An 18,493-nucleotide genomic window follows, 5' to 3' on the forward strand; every position below is an offset into this window, starting at 1 on the left:
ACGCGCAAATGAAAAACCGCGATCAGTTGATCGCGGCGTCGGTTTTCATACGAATGACATTGGCAGCGCTGGAAGCGCCATCGCGCCAGAAGGACAACGCGGCATACTTCTCAAACAAATCCGGCGGCAACAGGGTCCGCCGGGCTTGCGGCGCGACCTCGGGTCTGACCTTGTGCAGGCCGGCAACCCCCAGTGCCTGGTCGAAGGCCGGTGCGTCGTAGGTCAAGCGGTTGAAGTCGTGCTCGTACCAGGGCTCGCCGATGAAGTCGTACACCAGCCGCATCACCCGCTCCGGGGCCTGGCTCAGCAGATCGTAATCAACGATCAACAGTGATTCGGCGTTTTCGCCGTAATAGGCCTCTTTGAGCGCAGTCCAGGCAAAACCTACCAGACGGTTGCGCTGGGCCAAGGTTTCGCAGCGGCTGTAGACGGTGTTGCGCTCATCATCATCATTGAACAGCTTGGTGTTCTCGAAGGGGTTCGCGCGGTAGAGCCGCTCCAGGCTGTCGAGCACCCAGGCGACGTTGCGAACGCAAGCGATGGTCTTGGCTTGGGGAAATAGGTCCTGCAAGGCCGGCAGGCGCGCGCACCACTGGCGATTTGTATCAAAGATGACAGGCTTGTCGGCCTTGTCGGCGTAGTAAGAGTCGAACAAGCCACGCAATAGGCGACGTCGCAGGTCGGTGTCGATCACCGAGCCAAATTCGCTGCCAGCGCTGCATTGCTGCAAAACGCTGCTGAACAACGAACCAACGGGGCTGGTCATGCCAGCATGAAAGCGCGGGTTCTGCAGCAGGATCGCAGAAAGTAAAGTCGAGCCTGAACGCGGCAAACCGGAAATAAAATGAAACTGTGACATCCCTTCACCGCCTACGTTCGACTTGTGGAGCAGAGCGTAGTCGAGTAAAGCGCCGCCGCCTAGCAACACTTCGACAACACGCGTCAAAGGGAGATAAAGAGCAGCCACGATTCGTCAGGTATTGGGTGCTCTGATCGTTCAGCCTGCGCTTTAAAACCCGCTTTCCCGGACGCCCAGCGCGGCGAGCCGGCGCCATGCAGCGCCAAGCAGCGATTCGCTCTTCCCCTGCAATACCGCCAGGCCGCGCAACGGTTGCGTCGGCGCTGGCAGGTCGTTAACAGCACTCAAACGCACACCATATTGCGCCTGTACCGGCTCCGCTCGCTGCTGCGAGTCACGGCGCACGGCAATCGGGCCGTGGTGATCGGACGTCAACGCCTGCTGTTCAATCCAGCCCACACCATTGGTGTCGATTTCGTCCAATTGCACAGCAATGGAAGGATGCATTGGGTCGTCAGCAATAAATCGACCAGTAGCACCGGGAGCGATCCGCCAAAGCTCGGCCTCGCTCAGGTACCCCCGCAACCGCGAGTTGGACTCCACTACCCGGGCCAGCGGCTCCTTGGGCGATAGCCATCGCCCTACTGCCAATTGCGGCAGCAGGTCGCGCACCTGGCCGGCATGTGGCGCGCGCAACAAAAGGCGCTCGCGCTGGGCGACCAGGCCGCGGTACTCGGCCACCGCTTCTGCCAACTGTTGTTCGACGATGCCTGCATCGGCGGCGGTTTCGCTGCGCCCTGCCTGACGTCGCATCTGCAGCTGCTGGATCTCGATCTCCCGACGTACGATGGTCAGGCGCGATGCGATGTCAGGCGACTCCAACTCGACCAACACATGGCCCTGAGCGATGGTCTGACCATCATGCACGTTCACCCGCTTGATGCGAGCGGCCACGGGCGCATGCAGGACACTGGCGCGCCCAGCCTCAAGCATCGCCGGCACTTCCACGGCACTGCGCCAGGGTAAGAGCAGCACTAACATCGAACTCAGCAAGATCAGGCCGGTAAGCAATACCCGGTGGACCTGGGCCTGCTCTCGCCGGCTCCACCATTGTCGCCACTCACTCACGATGGGCATGAATATGAACCAGACCAATTCAACCAGCATTAGAAAAATGCCCAGCACCTTGAAGAAAAGGTGGTAAACCGCCAGGGCAATACCAAAGAACAGCACCGCGCGCCACAGCCAGGCCCCGTACCCCCACACCAGCAGGCGGCGGCGCATCTGCGGCGACCAAGGCTCCGGCGCCGCTGCGCCATAGCCGAACAGCGCTTCGCGTAGGCGCCAGCGACACAGTGCGAATGCCCGCCCTTGAAGGTTATCCACAGCCCACAAATCACTGAGCAGAAAATAACCGTCAAAGCGCATAAACGGGTTCAGGTTGATGACCAGCGTGGTGATCCAGGTGGCGCTTGCCAACATGAACGCCGCAGTACGCGCAGGCCCATCGGGCAACAGGGACCAGGCCAGCAGCGCAACGCACGCCAACAACAACTCCGCCAGCACCCCGCCGGCACCGATCAGCAATCGAGCGCGGCGATCGGCGATTCGCCATGCATCGCTGACGTCGGTATAGAACATGGGCAACAGCACCATGAATGCCACGCCCATGCTTTGCACTCGGCAACCGGCGCGTTTGGCCATGAAGGCGTGGCCAAATTCGTGGCATAGCTTGGCAAAGAACAGCGCTACCCCAAACGCCAGAGCGCCGCCCAGGCTGAACAGATGAGGGAAGGTTGCCACGAAGCGCTGCCAGTCCCGCGACACTAGGAAAACACCTGCGGCAAGGATCAGAGGCATTCCATAGCGTAGCGTTCCGGGGCCGAACCGGGCCAGCCAGGGCCAGGTCCGGTTGAGAAAAGCATCCGGGCGCCACAGTGGTATGCGGAAAAAAAGGTACTGATGCAACAGGATATGCCACAGGCTCTGACGCTGGGCTGCCGCCTTGACCTGATAGCTGTCGCGCTGTTGCGGATCCATCGCACTGATCAAATCGTGGCTGCGCAAAAAGCTCAGCAATTGTTCCAGCGACTCACCATTGAGCGGCAGACCCGGCTCACGGTTCGCGGCCTGCAGCACCTGCCTCGGATCGCCCAGGGACCAGTGCCGCAACAAACGCATCGCCGCAGCGCCGAGCTTGTAATAACGTCCCCGAACCGGATCCGCCAATGTCCATTGGGGGGAGCCATCCGGATCTGGGGCTGCTGCGGACAGTTGCAGGTCGGAGCGCAGCCTTGGCAGCCCCATTCTAGAGGCCTACGCTCTGCCGCAGGCCTGCTAGCGGTCGACGTAACAGGTAGAGTGCCAGCGGCGCACGATCACCGAATAGTTTCGCCGTGCCGCGCAGACCGATACGCGGCGCCTCGGCATCGAAACGTGCATCCAGCCGATACGCAAGTTGGCCAGCGGCGGTGGGTTGCGCCTCATAGGCCGAACGTTCGAGCCGGGCCAGGTGACGCTGCAACGGATCGCTATCAAGAAACAACACCACTTGCGCGCCAGGGATCAGCGCAATTGCATCGCCGACAGCCAGATCTATACGCAGCTCGGCCTGGTTCGGGTCCGCAATTTCCATCAGTCGCTCGCCGGTCTGCACTGGCTTGCCTAGCCAGCGTTCGGCATCGGCAAACACCGCAATGCCGTCCCGCTGGGCGCGCACCTCACTGCGCTTGAGCAACTCGGTGGCATAGTTGCGTTCGGCACGCTTCTGCTCGACGCGAGCGCCCAACAGGTCGATCTTCGAACTCGACTCAGCGTCGCTAAACGAGCGCTGGGAGTTGGCCTTGAGTTCCGCCTCGGCCACGCCCAAGGCACGCTCCGCCACGTCAGCCTGGGCCCTGAGGCTGGTGCTCTCGAACCGCAGCAGCAGATCGCCGCTCTTGACTGCCTGGTTCGGCTTGACCAGAAACTCAGCGATTACCCCGTCCAACGGCGCAGCCACCACTTGCCCGCCCAGCGGAACCACTTCGGCCGGAGCCAGCACCGATTGGCGTATCGGAATCAGCAATGCCAACAAAAGCGCCGCTAGCAGCGCCAGCTTACGTTTGCGCGTCCAGCGCAAACGCCAGGGTTTGCGAGGTTGCAACGCCAGCCAGGCATGGCTGTAGGTGTCGCCCAACTGCGACAACAGTACTTGCTCCGGCGGGCTCCACGGCAAATCACGGGCGAGCCATAAACCACCAAACATTTGCCCCTGATGGTCAATCAACGGCAACCAGAATACCTGCCCAGCCGAGAGGCTCTGCCAGTCCGCCTGAATGGATTCGCTAACCCCATCAGTGGCAATTACCCGCGCCTGACTCAGCCCAGTTTTTTTAAACAGCTGTGCCACTGCCTGTTCGACAAATGCCACGAACGGCGCGTTAGGCTCCACGGCACTGACGCCTGTCACAGCCCGCACCTTACCGGCGATCAATAGCGCGGCGTGGCGAAACCCAAACAGCGCCTGACCGTCGTTGACCAGGCTGTAGCTTAGTTGCGCTGGCGTACGCGCGGCCCGTACCTGCCGCTCCAGCTCAAGGAAACGGGCGAACACCTGCTCGGTGCTGCCCGTTAGGGGCGCGTTCACTCGAACTCCGCAAAACGCGCAGTGCCACTCATACCGGAAAGGAGGCCATTGGCACTTGGCAACGTTGCCACTAGCAGCAAGGTTTGGCTGCCTTCGTCAATGCGCGCGCCCAGCCGCTTGACTGTCGCTTGCAGCGGCTGACCGGTTTCATCAGGAACAAAGGTGAAAGGTTGGCCGGGCTTGAGCTTGGCCATCCAGCGCGAAGGCACCAGCAGATGGATTTCCAGAGTGCGGTTGTCGACTACATCCAGCAACGGTGCGCCGGCCGCCACGCTTTCATAACGCTGGACCTTGCGCACTACCACCTGCCCATCAAACGGGGCGACCACACTGCATCGCTTGACCTGAACCTGATATACCTCGGACAGAGCTTGAGCTTCGCTGAGCCTGGCCTCGGCCCGTGCGACTTCAAACCGGCCAACGGATTTTAGCTCCGCCAGTTGCCGGTTATGCGTCAGCTCCTCCCTGGCCCCACGACTCGCCGCCTGCGCCGCATTGAGCTGAGCCTGATACGCCGAACAATCGAAACGCGCCAAGGTGTCGCCCTTTTTAAACGATTCGCCTTCGCTGAACGGCAATTCAACAATCCGCCCAGCCAACTCGCTGGCCAGCACCGCCTGGTCTCGCGCCCGAAGCACCCCTCGCGCCTCGCTCCCACCCTGTGCCCTGGCAGCAACGTCGCTCTCGAGCAATGGATCATCGGAAGCAGGCACTTGCGCCTGAACCCCGCATGTAACAAAAGCCAATCCGACAATCCAGCTACTCAAACGCCGCATAACCGCTACTCCATTACGGATGGGCGGAGTCTACGGCAGCGGCGGTGAGCGTCAAGGTCCGCCTCCGTCAGTAGCTCCATGCTATAGAGCGCCCTGGTAGACCTGTGTCCCTTGGCTCAAGAGTGTAGCTTGCAAAATGAAAAAACCGGCATCGCCCCATCCCTCAGGACCAAACACGAATGAGGCGAGCACCTCATCTTTCACTGTGTTAAAACTGGCATTATTGTCCGGTCAATGTCTATGAGCGCTGGTGTATTCACATACTATTAGCTTGGTAATTCAATAGAAAACCGTTTTCCTCATCTCTTTAACTAGCTAAGCGTTGCTCTAACATTTTTCGAACCGCCTGATTAGCAGACCAACAGGCATATTAAAGTTTGTCAGAGTCTTTTAAACATGGAAGAAAGTAGAATTCTTCGTAGTGAGCCCCACCACGTCAAGACCGATGATCGCTCCAGGCATTATGGGCACGCGGGGGCAGTATTTTGGCTGACGGGGTTACCCGCTTCCGGAAAGTCCTCATTGGCCATGGCTTTGGAGCGCGAACTATTAGCATTGGGATATTCATGCTATGTGCTGGATGGCGACAACGTTCGTAAGGGCCTGAGTGCTGATCTTGGTTTTTCAGTCTCTGACCGCAACGAAAATATACGTCGTGTCGGAGAAACAGCTGCTCTCTTTGCGGACGCAGGCCTCATATGCATTACCGCGTTCATATCGCCTTACTTAAGGGATCGCGCCAACGCTCGACGAGCCTGCAAGGCTCCTTTTTATGAAGTTTATATCAAGAGCAATATAACGACATGTGAAGCTAGAGACCCCAAGGGCTTATATCGCCTTGCCAGGTCGGGAGCTCTCGCAGACTTTACTGGCGTTAGCGCACCTTATGAGGAAGCTGAACAACCAGATTTAATTGTCGACACAGCCAGTTTAGACCTCGATGCATGTCTGGCGATTCTGCTTAGATACGTTACCCTGCACACCCCGTTATTGCGGCGCAACTGAACCCCTTCAATACAACCGCCCAGGCGCAGGCATTAAGGCGAGTCACCAGCGTCGATTGATACTGGTGCCTTCTGCTGTAGCGTATTTTCGAGTGGCGCCCGTACGATTTTTCAACCCTGATATATCGATCAGCATCAAATCCGGTCGGCGTAGGTCCAGCCTCCGGCCGAGCCTGCAGGAGTAGTCGCGCTCTGCCGGTGCTGGACGCCTCCCAAAAAATGCAACGCAGCACCAATCTCGACCGAATAGCATCCTTGTCCGGAGTCCCGTTCGTCCACCCAGCAAGCACGCGCGGGCTGTGGATTGAACTGCCAAGTGTTACCATTGACGACTTTCACGCCGCGCTAGATGCCCAAAGCATCGGCAGCCGGCAATACGACGCCCGACACACCTACGCAACCAAGTACCTGACGATCAGCCGTGAGCCCTCTTTGATCATGGCAGACCATCTTGGGTACCGCGTCCAGATGTTGCTCTCAACCTATGCCGAATGGCTGGGCTCGGCCTCCTATTGGAGCGAGCTCGAAAAGCTGCCTGCCAGAATCAAAATGGTATGTGCTTGGCATAGGAGACGGAGGCAGGCGATTAACCACCGCTGTTACACCCGCAGGACAAGTCTTTGATTTCTACCGCCAACATCACCATGCAGTTCGGTGCCAAGCCGCTGTTCGAAAACGTTTCCGTCAAATTTGCCGGTGGCAACCGCTACGGTCTGATCGGCGCCAATGGCTGCGGCAAGTCGACCTTCATGAAGATTCTCGGTGGGGATCTGGAGCCTTCCGGCGGCCAGGTCATGCTGGAGCCGAACGTGCGTCTGGGCAAGCTGCGCCAGGATCAGTTCGCCTATGAAGAGTTCAACGTCATCGACACGGTGATCATGGGCCATGAGGACCTGTGGAAGGTCAAGGCCGAGCGCGACCGCATCTACTCGCTACCTGAGATGAGCGAAGAAGACGGCATGAAAGTTGGCGAGCTTGAAGGTGAATTCGCCGAGATGGACGGCTACACCGCCGAATCCCGTGCCGGCGAGTTGCTGCTCGGCCTGGGCATTCCGCTGGAGCAGCATTTCGGCCCGATGAGCGAAGTCGCTCCGGGCTGGAAGCTGCGCGTGCTGCTGGCGCAAGCGCTGTTCTCCGACCCGGACGTACTGCTGCTGGACGAACCGACCAACCACCTGGACATCAACACCATCCGCTGGCTGGAAACGATTCTGACGGCGCGTAACAGCACCATGATCATCATTTCCCACGACCGCCACTTCCTGAACTCGGTCTGCACCCATATGGCTGACCTGGACTACGGCGAGCTGCGCCTCTTCCCGGGCAACTACGACGAGTACATGACTGCCGCAACCCAATCGCGCGAGCAGCTGCTGTCGGACAACGCCAAGAAGAAGGCGCAGATCGCAGAGCTGCAAACCTTTGTCAGCCGCTTCTCGGCTAACGCCTCCAAGGCGAAGCAGGCCACCAGCCGTGCCAAGCAGATCGACAAGATCCAGCTGGCCGAAGTGAAGCCTTCCAGCCGTATCAGTCCGTTCATCCGTTTCGAGCAGACCAAGAAGCTGCACCGCCAGGCGGTGACTGTGGAACGCCTGTCCAAGAGCTTCGACGACAAGGAGCTGTTCAAGAACTTCAGCTTCACCGTCGAGGCCGGCGAGCGCGTGGCAATCATCGGCCCCAACGGCATCGGCAAGACCACTCTGCTTCGCACCCTGGTTGGCGAACTGACACCGGACAGCGGTAGCGTCAAGTGGACCGAGAGCGCCGAATACGGCTACTACGCCCAGGACCATGCCCACGACTTCGAGGACGACGTCAGCCTATTCGACTGGATGGGCCAGTGGACCCAGGGCGGCGAGCAGCTGGTGCGCGGCACCCTCGGTCGCATGCTGTTTTCCAACGACGAGATTCTCAAGTCGGTCAAGGTCATATCCGGTGGTGAACAGGGTCGCATGCTGTTCGGCAAGCTGATCCTGCAGAAGCCCAACGTGCTGGTCATGGATGAACCCACCAACCACCTCGACATGGAATCGATCGAAGCGCTCAACCTGGCGCTGGAAAACTACCCGGGTACGCTGATCTTCGTCAGCCACGACCGTGAATTCGTCAGTTCGCTGGCGACGCGCATCATCGAGTTGTCGGAGAACGGCGTGACCGACTTCAGTGGCAGCTATGACGACTACCTGCGCAGCCAAGGCGTGATCGTTTGAGTTTCAGCGATCGATAGACCCGCCTTGGCGGGGAGCGACATTCCCTAACCTGCGCCACCCGGGCGCATGGCAACGGCCTTGCCTTCGACGCATCTCCTTTCCGGAGAGCGTGTCGAAGGCAGTGGATTTAACCGATCATCGGCCGGGCAAGTGCCGCGCCAGAAAATCCAGCAGCAGCTCATTCACCCTCTCCGCCTGCTCGTTCTGAATCCAGTGACCGCACGGCGCCAGTGCATGCTGCTCCAGGTCCGGCACCCACTCCGACATCTTCTTAAGCGTATACCCCTCAAGCTCGCCAACCGGATCATGGTTGCCGATCAGAAACATCGTCGGTTGTCTGACCTTTTTCCCCTGCAGCGGCTCGGTGATCAGCCAGTTGCGCTCGAAGTTGCGGTACCAGTTCAACGCGCCGCGAAAGCCGTGCTCGGCGAAGGTTTTCCGGTATATGGATAAATCCTCTTCCGTACACCACGCGGGTAAAGGCCCCGCCTGCATGTCATCTTCGAATAGCGTGCCATCGGCAGGTTTGTCCTGCAGCAGCAGGTTGCGCTCCTGGTAGTACATGAGCAGCCGCAGCGTGCGATCAACGTCAGCGTCCAGTTCGCGTTCGGCGCGGCCAGGTTCCTGGAAATAGAGGATGTAGTTGAAACGATCACCGGTGGTTTCACGCATGATTTCAGTGGCAGGCCGCCGCGGTCGTCCAGCGAACGGGACCGACATCGTGACCAGTGCGCCGACTCGAGCTGGCTCTAGCAGTGCCAGATACCAGGCTACCATTGCGCCCCAGTCATGCCCGACCACCGCGACCTGCCTGTGCCCAAAGTAGTCCATGGCCGCCCGAATATCCCCGCAAAGCGTCAGCACGTCATAAGCCGCAATCTCGGCCGGCGCACTGCTGCGCCCGTAGCCGCGCATTTCTGGGATAAACACGCGATACCCTGCAGCCACCAGTGGGTCGATCTGATTGCGCCAGGAATACCAGCACTCTGGAAAGCCGTGCAGCAGCCACACCGGCCTGCCCTGCTCAGGGCCGGCGCAGTAAAGGCTGAGAGAAATACCGTTGAGGTCGAGCTGAAGATGATCCGCGGTATTGTTCATGGAACCTCCTGATGGAGGCTCCACTATGGCAAAGCCCGGCGAGCTTGTGCGCGCCATCAGCCGAACGAAGGCCGGACCATCGACCGGATGGATCAGACCTGAACGCTGGTCCAGTCGATAAGCCCGAGCTGCCAAGTGGCCAGAATCAGCAGGCCGAAGCCGATCCGATACCAGGCGAATGCGGCATAGCTGTGGTTACCGATGAACTTGAGCAGTGCCCGCACCGCAAGCATCGCAAAGATGAATGAAGTAACGAAGCCGATAGCGAAGACGGCGAAATCACCGGGCTGAAACAGATCTCGGTACTTGTAGCCGGAGTAGACGGCTGCACCCACCATGGTCGGCATCGCCAGAAAGAACGAAAACTCGGTGGCGGCCTTGCGCGACAGACCAAACAGCAGCCCACCGATGATAGTCGAGCCCGAACGCGAGGTGCCGGGCACCAATGCCAGGCACTGGGCGAAACCTACCTTCAAAGCCAGCGCCCAGTTCATGTCATCAACCGTCTCGGCGCGAATCGCATGATCGCGACGCTCAGCCCAGAGCATGACGATACCGCCGATGACCAGCGCAGTGGCAACGGTGATGGGATTGAATAGGTATTCATGGATCAGGTCGGCAAAGGCGACGCCGAGCACCACCGCCGGCATGAACGCGATCAATAGATTGATGGTGAATTTCTGAGCTTGTCGCTCTTTGGGCAGCCCAACAACCACGTCGATGATCTTGCGTCGGTACTCCCAAATAACCGCGAGAATTGCACCCAGCTGAATGATGATATTAAAGGCCAGGGCCCGCTCGCCGCTGAAGCCGATCAGGTCTGCCACGATGATCTGGTGGCCGGTGCTGGATACCGGCAGAAACTCCGTTATGCCCTCTACCACGCCCAAAATCAGTGCCTGAATCGCAACCCAAATATCCATCTACTCCCCTAAGCGATGCAGTCCATCGCAGCCAATGCAACCATGGTATATGTCATAACGCCATCTAAGCGGCTGTTCTGACTCGCCCGAGAGAACTAAATTCCCCGGAACACGAAACGGGGACTCATTTTTCCTCAGGTGCAGCCGAGAAGCTATGTAGGGGCACGCCGATGCTGGGCTTCCACTACCAACATTGGTTTGTGAGTCGCTGATCGAATGGTATCGGCCGCTGAGATACAAAGAGCCTTGAACCAGGCTCGGCGCGGTTGCACAGATGCAGCCTGAAAGCGGCGATTCAACAAGCCGCCCAGCCAGAAAAGAACGATAAGAAAGACAAATTAGGAGCCGTATCCATGAATCTGCTGCGCAACATCCCCATCAGCAAGCGTCTCTGGCTAATCCCGGTGGTAGCCGTCGTCATGCTGTTCATCCTCGGTATCCTGATGATTCAGCAGGTCCGCTCTGATTTGTACCAAGGCAAACAGGAGGCGACGCGCAATATCGTGGAAGCAGCCGCGGGCGTCTTCGAACACTATCGGAAGCTCGAAACCACCGGCGCCATGACTACCGCCGAGGCTCAGCAGGCGGCGATCGAGCAAATCCGGGTACTGCGCTACGACGGCCAGGACTACTTCTGGATCAACGATCTCGGTCCGACAATGATCATGCACCCGATGCAGCCGAAGCTCGACGGCCAGGATCTGTCGAAGATCAAGGACCCGGAAGGCAAAGAGCTGTTTAACGAGATGGTCAAGATCGCCCAACGCGACGGTGCCGGCCTGGTCGACTACATGTGGGCCAAGCCCGGTGCGGAAGACCCAGTTCCGAAGATCTCCTACGTGCAACTGTTCAAACCTTGGGGCTGGATTATCGGCTCGGGCATCTACGTCGACGATGTCGAGCAGGAGTTCTGGAATTACGTCACCCGATTCTCTCTGATCGGCCTGGTCATCTCAGCGATCATGGCGGTGCTGGTCGCCATCCTGATCCGCAGTATCGTCCGCCCGCTTCGCCACACCATGGCCGCCATGGCGAACATCGCCAGCGGTGAAGCCGACCTGACCCGCACGCTGGACGTGGCTGGCAATGACGAGCTAAGCACCCTTGGGCGTGATTTCAACCGGTTCACGCAGAAACTGCGCGCGGTGGTCGGCCAGCTGTTCGAAACTGCAGGGGCACTGGACCAGTCCTCGCGCTCGCTCAGCCAGCTGTCTGGCCAGGCTCACGAACAAAGCCAGCAGCAGATGCTTCAGATGGAGCAGGTGGCCACAGCTGTCAATGAAGTCACCTACGCTGTACAGGAAGTGGCGAAGAACGCCGAACATGCGTCCAGCGAGGTCGGTACCGCCGAGAATCAGGCGGGCCAAGGGCAACGAAACATCGAGGCGAGCCTGCATCAGATCGACGAGCTTTCCACTACCATCGGCAAGGCGGTGGAGGTAATTCAATCGCTGGCGGACGAAACCACCAAGATCGGCTCGGTACTCGAAGTGATCGGCTCGATCGCCGATCAGACCAACCTTCTGGCGCTCAATGCGGCGATCGAAGCCGCGCGAGCCGGCGAGCAAGGCCGGGGCTTCGCAGTGGTAGCCGATGAGGTCCGACTGCTGGCACAGCGTACACAGCAATCGACCGCCGAAATTCACAGCATGATCGAGCGGCTGCAGAAGAATTCAGGCGCCGCGGTGAGCGTCATCATGGAGAGCAACCGCGCCTCCCAGCTCACCGTGGAACAGGCGAGCCAGGCTGGTGCCAGCCTCAGTGAAATCGCCCAGGCGCTGCGCAACCTCTCCGGCCTGAATGCGTCGATTGCCAGCGCAACGCTGCAGCAGTCTCACGTGGTTGAGGACATCAATCAAAACGTGACTCAAGCGGCGGGGCTGGCCCAGGAGAGTACGCTGGCTGCAGAACAGTCCAGCGAAGCCGGTAAGCGGCTCGGCGAGCTGGCCGATCAGCTCAATCGTCTGCTCAGCCAGTTCAAGGTCTGAAGCTTGGCCTACGGCCCACCGAGCTTGCGGTGGGCTGCAGGCACTTATACAAAGCACCTGCCCCCTGCTTTGCACCAGGGCGAAGCAAGTCGCTCACAAGATACCCTGTTATTTCATCGCGACAGGTTGTCGCATCGGATTTCCCCACGTTCGACCAGCCACCTGTCCGGCAAATTTAGAAAGCTAAAAGTTTTCCAAGATTTACAGGGAGTTAGCTCTAACTTCCTAATCCGGAAATTCTGAGCGTCAAGCTTATACTTTTGGCTAATTGCAAAGGCCTTCAAATTTTTTCGAACTCGCATGTGACTCGCCAGTCCTCTGGGTACATCAACTGCAATGTAAGGCCAACGCCAACGAGCTTGGCTGCAGGTATTTTGGGTATCACACAGAGAGACATGCCCCATGCACACCCCGCTGCGTATCAATGAAGCCCTTTTGATCACCGACCGCGCTTTCAAACCATTCCAGTGTGTCGCCTGGACGCTGCCCGAAGGAAACGGTGAAGTCAGCATCACCGTCGTCGATCGCGATGAAGCGCGCCTGCTCGGCCGCTGCAAGATGTCCAGCAGCGTATTCACCGATCCTGTGAAGCTCGGCGAAACTCTGGAACAGACTCGCGCGCAACTAAGCCGCGATGGCGCTCATTTGTCGCCGTGGCACATGCCCGAGTAACCGTGGGTTGCTCGAACAAAGGCCTGCAGCTGTGCTACGGGCCTTTTTTATGCCTGGGATTTACTCCCACCCGCCTTTCTTGAGTGATCCATTCGCCTGTTTAACGGTCTCAATTCCAACTGGCAAAGCAGGAGAAGTTTATGAAAGGTGCAGAAGCGTATGTCAACGACCAGCGGCAGAGCTGCGGGCTCGCCGATCTTCCTCAGGGGCAGGATGCTCTTCACGTGACCTTGAAATTCATCGTGCCAAGAGACGCCCAGATGCCAGGTCTGATAGACCACATCAGCGAGGTTGCGGAGCGGCAGCTGAGAGAGTTCTATGAAGGCCGGCACGTCACCAGGAGGCCCGCAGTCGGCTCGGTGGTAGGAGATGGCAGCGGCGACGGCATAGACCTCGAGTTCGACGTAGCACCGGCTGGCTGACGGCCTCCGCCAGCCAGCTCACTGGCTGGCCCTTGGCATCAGCCAGCACTCCAGTATTTGGAAGGATCCTAGCTAATGACTCCGTTCGACCTGCAGCGCATGCTTCTGGACGAGTTTCCATTGATGTTCGTTGCCGAGGTTGGGCTGCGGGCTCTGCTCGCGTTCGTGGCGGTGTTCGTTTTTCTGAAGGTCAGCGGGCGCCGTGGTATCCGCCAGCTTTCGGTGTTCGAGCTGGTGATCATCCTGACCCTCGGCTCTGCCGCGGGCGACGTGTCGTTTTACCACGATGTGCCGCTGCTGCCGGTCGCCGCGGTGTTCGTCACGCTGCTGGGCCTTTACCGCCTTACCGTATTCTTCATGAACCGAAGCCCGCGATTCGGCGCCTGGCTTGAAGGCAAGCCGGTCACGATCATCCGTGACGGCATCTATGAGTTGCGTAGTCTCGATAATCTGAATATCTCTGCTGACGAGTTCTTCATGGAGCTCCGTCAGCAAGGGGTCGAGCACCTTGGGCAGATCAGGCTCGGCATTCTGGAAAACGACGGTAACGTCAGCCTGTTCTTTCATGAACCCGAGGCGGTCCGCCCAGGGCTTTCCGTGCTGCCTACGGAATATAGGCCCGAATTCAGCCAAATCCCGGCTGCAGGCATGTACGCCTGTAGCCGCTGCGGCTTCCCCCAGGCGCTCGAAAGCCAACAAATGCAACAGTGCCCGCGATGCTCCAACCCGACCTGGTCCAAGGCGCTATCCACACTTCGCGCTCGCTGATACACGGTACGAACCGCCGCTACTGCCGCCGGTCAGTTATTAAAGGCGGCTTGAACATGCGCCGTTGCCTATTTTTGATCAGCAGGAGGACCATCCCATGCTTGGCGACTATTCATCGATCCACGACCACCTCGACACGGCGCGCAAACATGCCGACCAAGCCGAAACGGAGGGCAAACCTGAGCTGTATCGCGAAGCTATCGACGAACTGGTCGCTGCCATTCGCCTGCTAATGCGCAACAGTGCCGAGAAGGATAACTAACCCTATCGGCAGCCCCGCCTGAGCTGATGGCGGGGCCTTCGTGGAATCTGCCGCTTATGCGCAACGAACCCCTGATGGACGCTCCCCCGCCAATGGCGGAGGGCGCACGCTCTATTCCTGCCGACGAAGCCAACGACACCGGCACCCTGCTGTGCCCTGCTCTGCCGCCTGATCTTCATTATGTCGATGATTCTCAGCCCGGCATCCGCCGCAAGCAACAACGCGGCAAGTTCGTCTACTTCGAACCAAACGGCGAGCGTATTCGCGACGAAGATGAGATACGCCGCATCAACAAGCTGGCAATTCCACCAGCTTACCGGGATGTGTGGATCTGCCCCGACCCTCAGGGCCATCTTCAAGCCACAGGCCGGGACGCCCGCGGTCGCAAGCAATACCGCTATCACGCCCGCTGGCGTGAAATCCGTGACAGCGATAAGTACGAACGCATGCTTGAGTTCGGCGAGGCTCTACCCAAACTGCGCAGCAATCTGGAAAAGCACTTAGCGCGCCCGGGAATGTCGCGCGAGAAAGTCATGGCACTGGTGGTCATGCTGCTCGAATCCACTTTGATCCGCATCGGCAACCCGCGTTACGCACGGGACAATCGATCCTACGGACTGACCACCCTGCGTACCCGCCATGTCGACGTACGAGGTGCCTCGATCCGCTTTCAGTTTCGAGGCAAGAGTGGCGTGGAGCACGAAGTCACCTTGCGCGACCGCCGCTTGGCCAGACTCATGCGGCGCTGCATGGAACTGCCGGGCCAACACCTGTTTCAGTACCTGGATGAAGATGGTCAGCGCCGAGCCGTCAGTTCCAATGACGTGAACCTTTATCTGCGGGAAATGACCGGCCGCGATTTCACCGCCAAGGATTACCGCACCTGGGCTGGCAGCGCATTGGCATTACAGCGCCTGCGTAAGCTTGAGGCATCACCGCAGAGTAAGGCTCGGCAGAATCTCGTAGAGACTGTCAAACAGGTCGCCAGTCAGCTGGGCAACACGCCCGCCGTCTGCCGCCAGTGCTACATACACCCGGCAATTCTGCAGGCTTTCAATGAGGGTGAACTGAGCAACCTGCGCGCAGCACGCAAGCGCAAATGGCTCAGCGCCGAAGAAGTGGCGCTCCTGGCTTTTCTAAGGAGGGGGCAAGCTGAAGTTAGTTCTGATGCAGCGTAACCCGATTGCGGCCGCCGGCTTTCGAGGCGTAGAGCGCGGAGTCGGCCCATTCGATCAGTTGGGCATGGCTGCTGGTGGGCACGCTGAGATCGGCAACGCCAAGACTGATAGTGAAGCGAATGCGATGTTGCTCATGCTGAACCTCGCGGCTTTCGACTGCATGCCTTAGCCTCTCGGCAAATGTCAGCGCGCCTGCCTTGTCGGTGTCAGGCAGCAGCACGACGAACTCCTCACCGCCATAACGCCCCGCTACGTCCGAATCCCTTAAGTTCTCGCGAATCAGGTCCGCAACTTCCTGGATCACACTGTCGCCCACCTGATGTCCGTAGGTGTCATTGATCGTCTTGAAATGGTCGATATCGAACATGACCAGTGCAGCTTGGCTGTCGTAGCGACGATGACGAGCATAGTCCAGCCTCAGCATCTCTTCCCAGTGCCCGCGGTTGTACAACCCGGTCAACCGATCCGTACTGGAAAGGCGTTGCAGCTCCGCGTTCGCCGACTGCAGCTGGCGGCGGTTGACCGCGACATCAGTGACGTCGTAGATGATCAGACAAACCTGATCAATGCTGCCGTTGATGCCCTTGAGGGGCAATAACGTGGTGTTCTGATACATGAAATCTTCCAGCCCGGTGATAGGCTGGTAGTTCTTGAAACGCAATAGATACGGTCGCTGTTCCCAGATGGTGAATGACGGCGTACCAAGGGTCATGACGCTTTCAACCTTGCGGCGAAACCAGTCCTCGTCCACCTCGGGAAAGAGCGAGAAAAACGTTCGATTACGCGCGTTCTCCGGCTGCACACCGGAGCGGTTTTCCATGAAGGTGTTCCAGACCTCGACACGGTAGTCGCGGTCCAGAACAACGACACCCACATCGATGCTCTGTACGATGGCCAGTAACCAATGAAGCTCGTTCAGCTCGGCAGAATTGCTCATGCTCAATCCATTAGGTGGGAGAGCTTGCGCGTCAGAAGCTCAACCGAATCTTCCGTGAACAGCAGCAACAGGTCAAAGTGGATGTCGTGCCCTTCCAGGCTGTAGCTGATTTCAACAGCCAGCATCTTCTTCCACCTACCACTGTTAACCCGTATCAGCTCCTCGATTGAGGCATGCTGCCCTAGCACCTGCGGGTGCCCCTGGGAGAACACTACATCGATTTGCTCGGCGATTCCGCTTAGACAGGCGCTGATCAGCAGACTGGACAGGTCCAAGAGCATTTCCATCTCCAGATAGTCCTGACGCCGCATCAGCCGCGCCATGTCCGCAACTTCCGAATCATGGAAAAGAAGCAACGCTTCGCCGGCAATACCGCCGCCGATATAGCCTTGGCATACGGCGGTCAGCTTTTCGCCACGCGCAGCATCGGCAAGCGCCATGTGCAACTCGCCGGCTTCCAAGATATTGACGTTGGGAATTGGCAGCTGAATGAATACCCCAAGCACCCGCGCCAGCAGTGCCGCCGCCCTGCCCATGGCGATGTTGACGACCTCACGGAAGGTATCGCGAAAGCTGATCCGCTCGCCCGCAACGCGCTGTATCAGCGGCGAGACACCATCTAGCAGCCCGAGACTGGCTAACGTCTGATGCAGGTGTACAGGGTCAGCAGGTTTCTTGATGAAGGCCAGCGCGCCGAGTGCCAATACGCGCCGCACCGCCTCATCCTGAACGTCGGCGGAGATTACGATGGTTTTGCAGTGCAGTTGTTCTTCACTCAGCTGCGCGAGTACCTGATAACCATCCAGCTCCGGCATGGTGAGATCGAGTAACAGAACGTCGACATCGCCCTCACGAATGCGCTCCAGAGCCTCTAGCCCAGTGGCCGCCTGACTGACGATAACCGGCCAGCCGGCTGGCAACGTGTGCAAAAGCTGCTTGCGCGCCAGCGCGGAGTCATCGCAGATCAGTAGGGAAATGGCAGACATGTGGTGCGAGCTCTCGTTGCCTGATCAATCCAGGCACGAGAGCTTATCGCAGGACAGGCGCGCTGTGCGCGCAATGAAGGCAAAATAGTGGCATTACACCTTAAAAACTGCCGAACGGCCGCACAGCGGCCCTTCAGGAATCAGTAATAGGCGTTTTCGCGATTGGTGTGGTCGGTCACGTCACGCACACCCTTGAGCTCTGGGATGCGAGCCAACAAGGTTTTCTCGATACCCTCTCGGAGCGTGACATCAGCCTGTCCACAACCCTGGCAACCGCCACCGAACTGCAGCACGGCAATGCCTTCCTCTACCACGTCGATCAGCGTGACCTGCCCGCCATGACTGGCCAGCCCGGGATTGATCTCGGTCTGCAAGTAATAGTTGATGCGCTCGTTCAACGGGCTGTCTTCATTGACCATGGGCACCTTCGCGTTCGGCGCCTTGATGGTCAGTTGGCCGCCCATACGGTCGGTTGCGTAGTCGACCAGCGCGTCCTCCAGAAAGGGTTCGCTGGTACCGTCGATCCAGGCCGTGAAGCTTTTGAGCGCCAGAGCGATGTCATCTGGCTTCTCTTCACCCGGCTTGCAGTAAGCGATGCAGGTTTCGGCATAAGGCGTGCCCGGCTGGGTGATGAAGATACGAATGCCGATGCCGGTGGTGTTCTGCTTTTCGAGCAGATCGGCCAGATAATCGTGTGCAGCTTCGGTAATAGTGATCGCGCTCATGAGGACTCCTCGCAGACATGCGCGGCAGTGTACGCCAATCCTCTGCCGCGGTTAAGTCCTAGTATTTTAGTCAGGTTAACGACTGGCATGCTCCATTCACTGTGACTCAGGCTGAAT

The 18,493-nt window shown here is 58.8% G+C and carries 17 protein-coding genes; 8 read left to right on the forward strand and 9 right to left on the reverse strand.

The annotated features are described in order from the left end of the window. Window positions 1–22: 22 nt before the first annotated feature. The 4 genes from CXK91_RS02935 to CXK91_RS02950 all read right to left on the reverse strand — a co-directional run bounded on the left by CXK91_RS02935 (window position 23) and on the right by CXK91_RS02950 (window position 5,203). Window positions 23–859, reverse strand: a complete 837-nt coding sequence (locus CXK91_RS02935) for a sulfotransferase family protein (protein WP_103454882.1) — start codon at window positions 857–859, stop codon at window positions 23–25. A 150-nt stretch (window positions 860–1,009) separates the two neighbouring features. Beyond that, entirely contained in the window at window positions 1,010–3,106 is a 2,097-nt protein-coding gene (locus CXK91_RS02940) for a site-2 protease family protein (protein WP_103454883.1), read from the reverse strand. A 1-nt stretch (window position 3,107) separates the two neighbouring features. After that, a complete protein-coding gene (locus tag CXK91_RS02945; RefSeq protein WP_103454884.1) occupies window positions 3,108–4,427 on the reverse strand; it encodes an efflux RND transporter periplasmic adaptor subunit in 1,320 nt (439 codons plus the stop codon). After that, window positions 4,424–5,203, reverse strand: a complete 780-nt coding sequence (locus tag CXK91_RS02950; protein WP_103454885.1) for an efflux RND transporter periplasmic adaptor subunit — start codon at window positions 5,201–5,203, stop codon at window positions 4,424–4,426. The genes CXK91_RS02945 and CXK91_RS02950 overlap by 4 nt, the downstream gene beginning before the upstream one ends. A gap of 396 nt (window positions 5,204–5,599) precedes the next feature. Between CXK91_RS02950 and cysC the strand changes: the two genes are divergently transcribed. Further along, complete coding sequence (gene cysC, locus CXK91_RS02955) at window positions 5,600–6,208, forward strand: adenylyl-sulfate kinase (RefSeq protein ID WP_103454886.1); 609 nt, start codon at window positions 5,600–5,602, stop codon at window positions 6,206–6,208. A 619-nt stretch (window positions 6,209–6,827) separates the two neighbouring features. Next, entirely contained in the window at window positions 6,828–8,417 is a 1,590-nt protein-coding gene (locus CXK91_RS02965) for an ABC-F family ATPase (RefSeq protein WP_103454887.1), read from the forward strand. A 135-nt stretch (window positions 8,418–8,552) separates the two neighbouring features. Here CXK91_RS02965 and CXK91_RS02970 read toward each other — a convergent pair whose 3' ends face one another. Beyond that, complete coding sequence (locus tag CXK91_RS02970; protein WP_103454888.1) at window positions 8,553–9,515, reverse strand: alpha/beta fold hydrolase; 963 nt, start codon at window positions 9,513–9,515, stop codon at window positions 8,553–8,555. Window positions 9,516–9,607: 92 nt separating this feature from the next. Beyond that, window positions 9,608–10,438, reverse strand: coding sequence for an undecaprenyl-diphosphate phosphatase (locus CXK91_RS02975; protein WP_103454889.1), 831 nt, complete (start codon window positions 10,436–10,438; stop codon window positions 9,608–9,610). Between the two features lie 353 nt (window positions 10,439–10,791). Here CXK91_RS02975 and CXK91_RS02980 point away from each other — a divergent pair, with 353 nt between their 5' ends. The 6 genes from CXK91_RS02980 to CXK91_RS03000 all read left to right on the forward strand — a co-directional run bounded on the left by CXK91_RS02980 (window position 10,792) and on the right by CXK91_RS03000 (window position 15,728). Beyond that, window positions 10,792–12,426, forward strand: coding sequence for a methyl-accepting chemotaxis protein (locus CXK91_RS02980; RefSeq protein ID WP_103454890.1), 1,635 nt, complete (start codon window positions 10,792–10,794; stop codon window positions 12,424–12,426). A gap of 402 nt (window positions 12,427–12,828) precedes the next feature. Continuing rightward, the gene (locus CXK91_RS02985; protein ID WP_003300411.1) at window positions 12,829–13,098 is read left to right on the forward strand and encodes a hypothetical protein; all 270 of its coding nucleotides are present in this window, start codon (window positions 12,829–12,831) and stop codon (window positions 13,096–13,098) included. 140 nt (window positions 13,099–13,238) lie between these two features. Further along, window positions 13,239–13,520 carry a hypothetical protein gene (locus CXK91_RS02990; RefSeq protein WP_103454891.1) on the forward strand — a complete coding sequence of 94 codons (282 nt, stop codon included), beginning with the start codon at window positions 13,239–13,241 and terminating at the stop codon, window positions 13,518–13,520. 75 nt (window positions 13,521–13,595) lie between these two features. Continuing rightward, window positions 13,596–14,288 (forward strand): DUF421 domain-containing protein, encoded by a 693-nt coding sequence (locus tag CXK91_RS02995; RefSeq protein ID WP_103454892.1) that lies wholly within the window; start codon window positions 13,596–13,598, stop codon window positions 14,286–14,288. A gap of 97 nt (window positions 14,289–14,385) precedes the next feature. Next, window positions 14,386–14,550, forward strand: coding sequence for a hypothetical protein (locus CXK91_RS22665; RefSeq protein ID WP_003279774.1), 165 nt, complete (start codon window positions 14,386–14,388; stop codon window positions 14,548–14,550). Between the two features lie 56 nt (window positions 14,551–14,606). After that, window positions 14,607–15,728: a DNA topoisomerase IB gene (locus CXK91_RS03000; RefSeq protein WP_103454893.1), complete on the forward strand. Its 1,122-nt coding sequence runs from the start codon at window positions 14,607–14,609 to the stop codon at window positions 15,726–15,728. Here the strand turns inward: CXK91_RS03000 and CXK91_RS03005 are convergent. From CXK91_RS03005 to nfuA, 3 genes are all read right to left on the reverse strand, one after another. Then, window positions 15,709–16,665, reverse strand: a complete 957-nt coding sequence (locus tag CXK91_RS03005; RefSeq protein ID WP_103454894.1) for a sensor domain-containing diguanylate cyclase — start codon at window positions 16,663–16,665, stop codon at window positions 15,709–15,711. The two genes, CXK91_RS03000 and CXK91_RS03005, sit on opposite strands and share 20 nt — an antisense overlap. A gap of 2 nt (window positions 16,666–16,667) precedes the next feature. Beyond that, a complete protein-coding gene (locus tag CXK91_RS03010) occupies window positions 16,668–17,651 on the reverse strand; it encodes a response regulator (RefSeq protein WP_103454895.1) in 984 nt (327 codons plus the stop codon). Window positions 17,652–17,791: 140 nt separating this feature from the next. Then, window positions 17,792–18,376, reverse strand: a complete 585-nt coding sequence (gene nfuA, locus CXK91_RS03015) for a Fe-S biogenesis protein NfuA (RefSeq protein WP_003279779.1) — start codon at window positions 18,374–18,376, stop codon at window positions 17,792–17,794. Window positions 18,377–18,493: the final 117 nt, after the last annotated feature.

The organism is Stutzerimonas stutzeri (assembly GCF_002909485.1).
Taxonomy (GTDB): domain Bacteria; phylum Pseudomonadota; class Gammaproteobacteria; order Pseudomonadales; family Pseudomonadaceae; genus Stutzerimonas; species Stutzerimonas stutzeri_AH.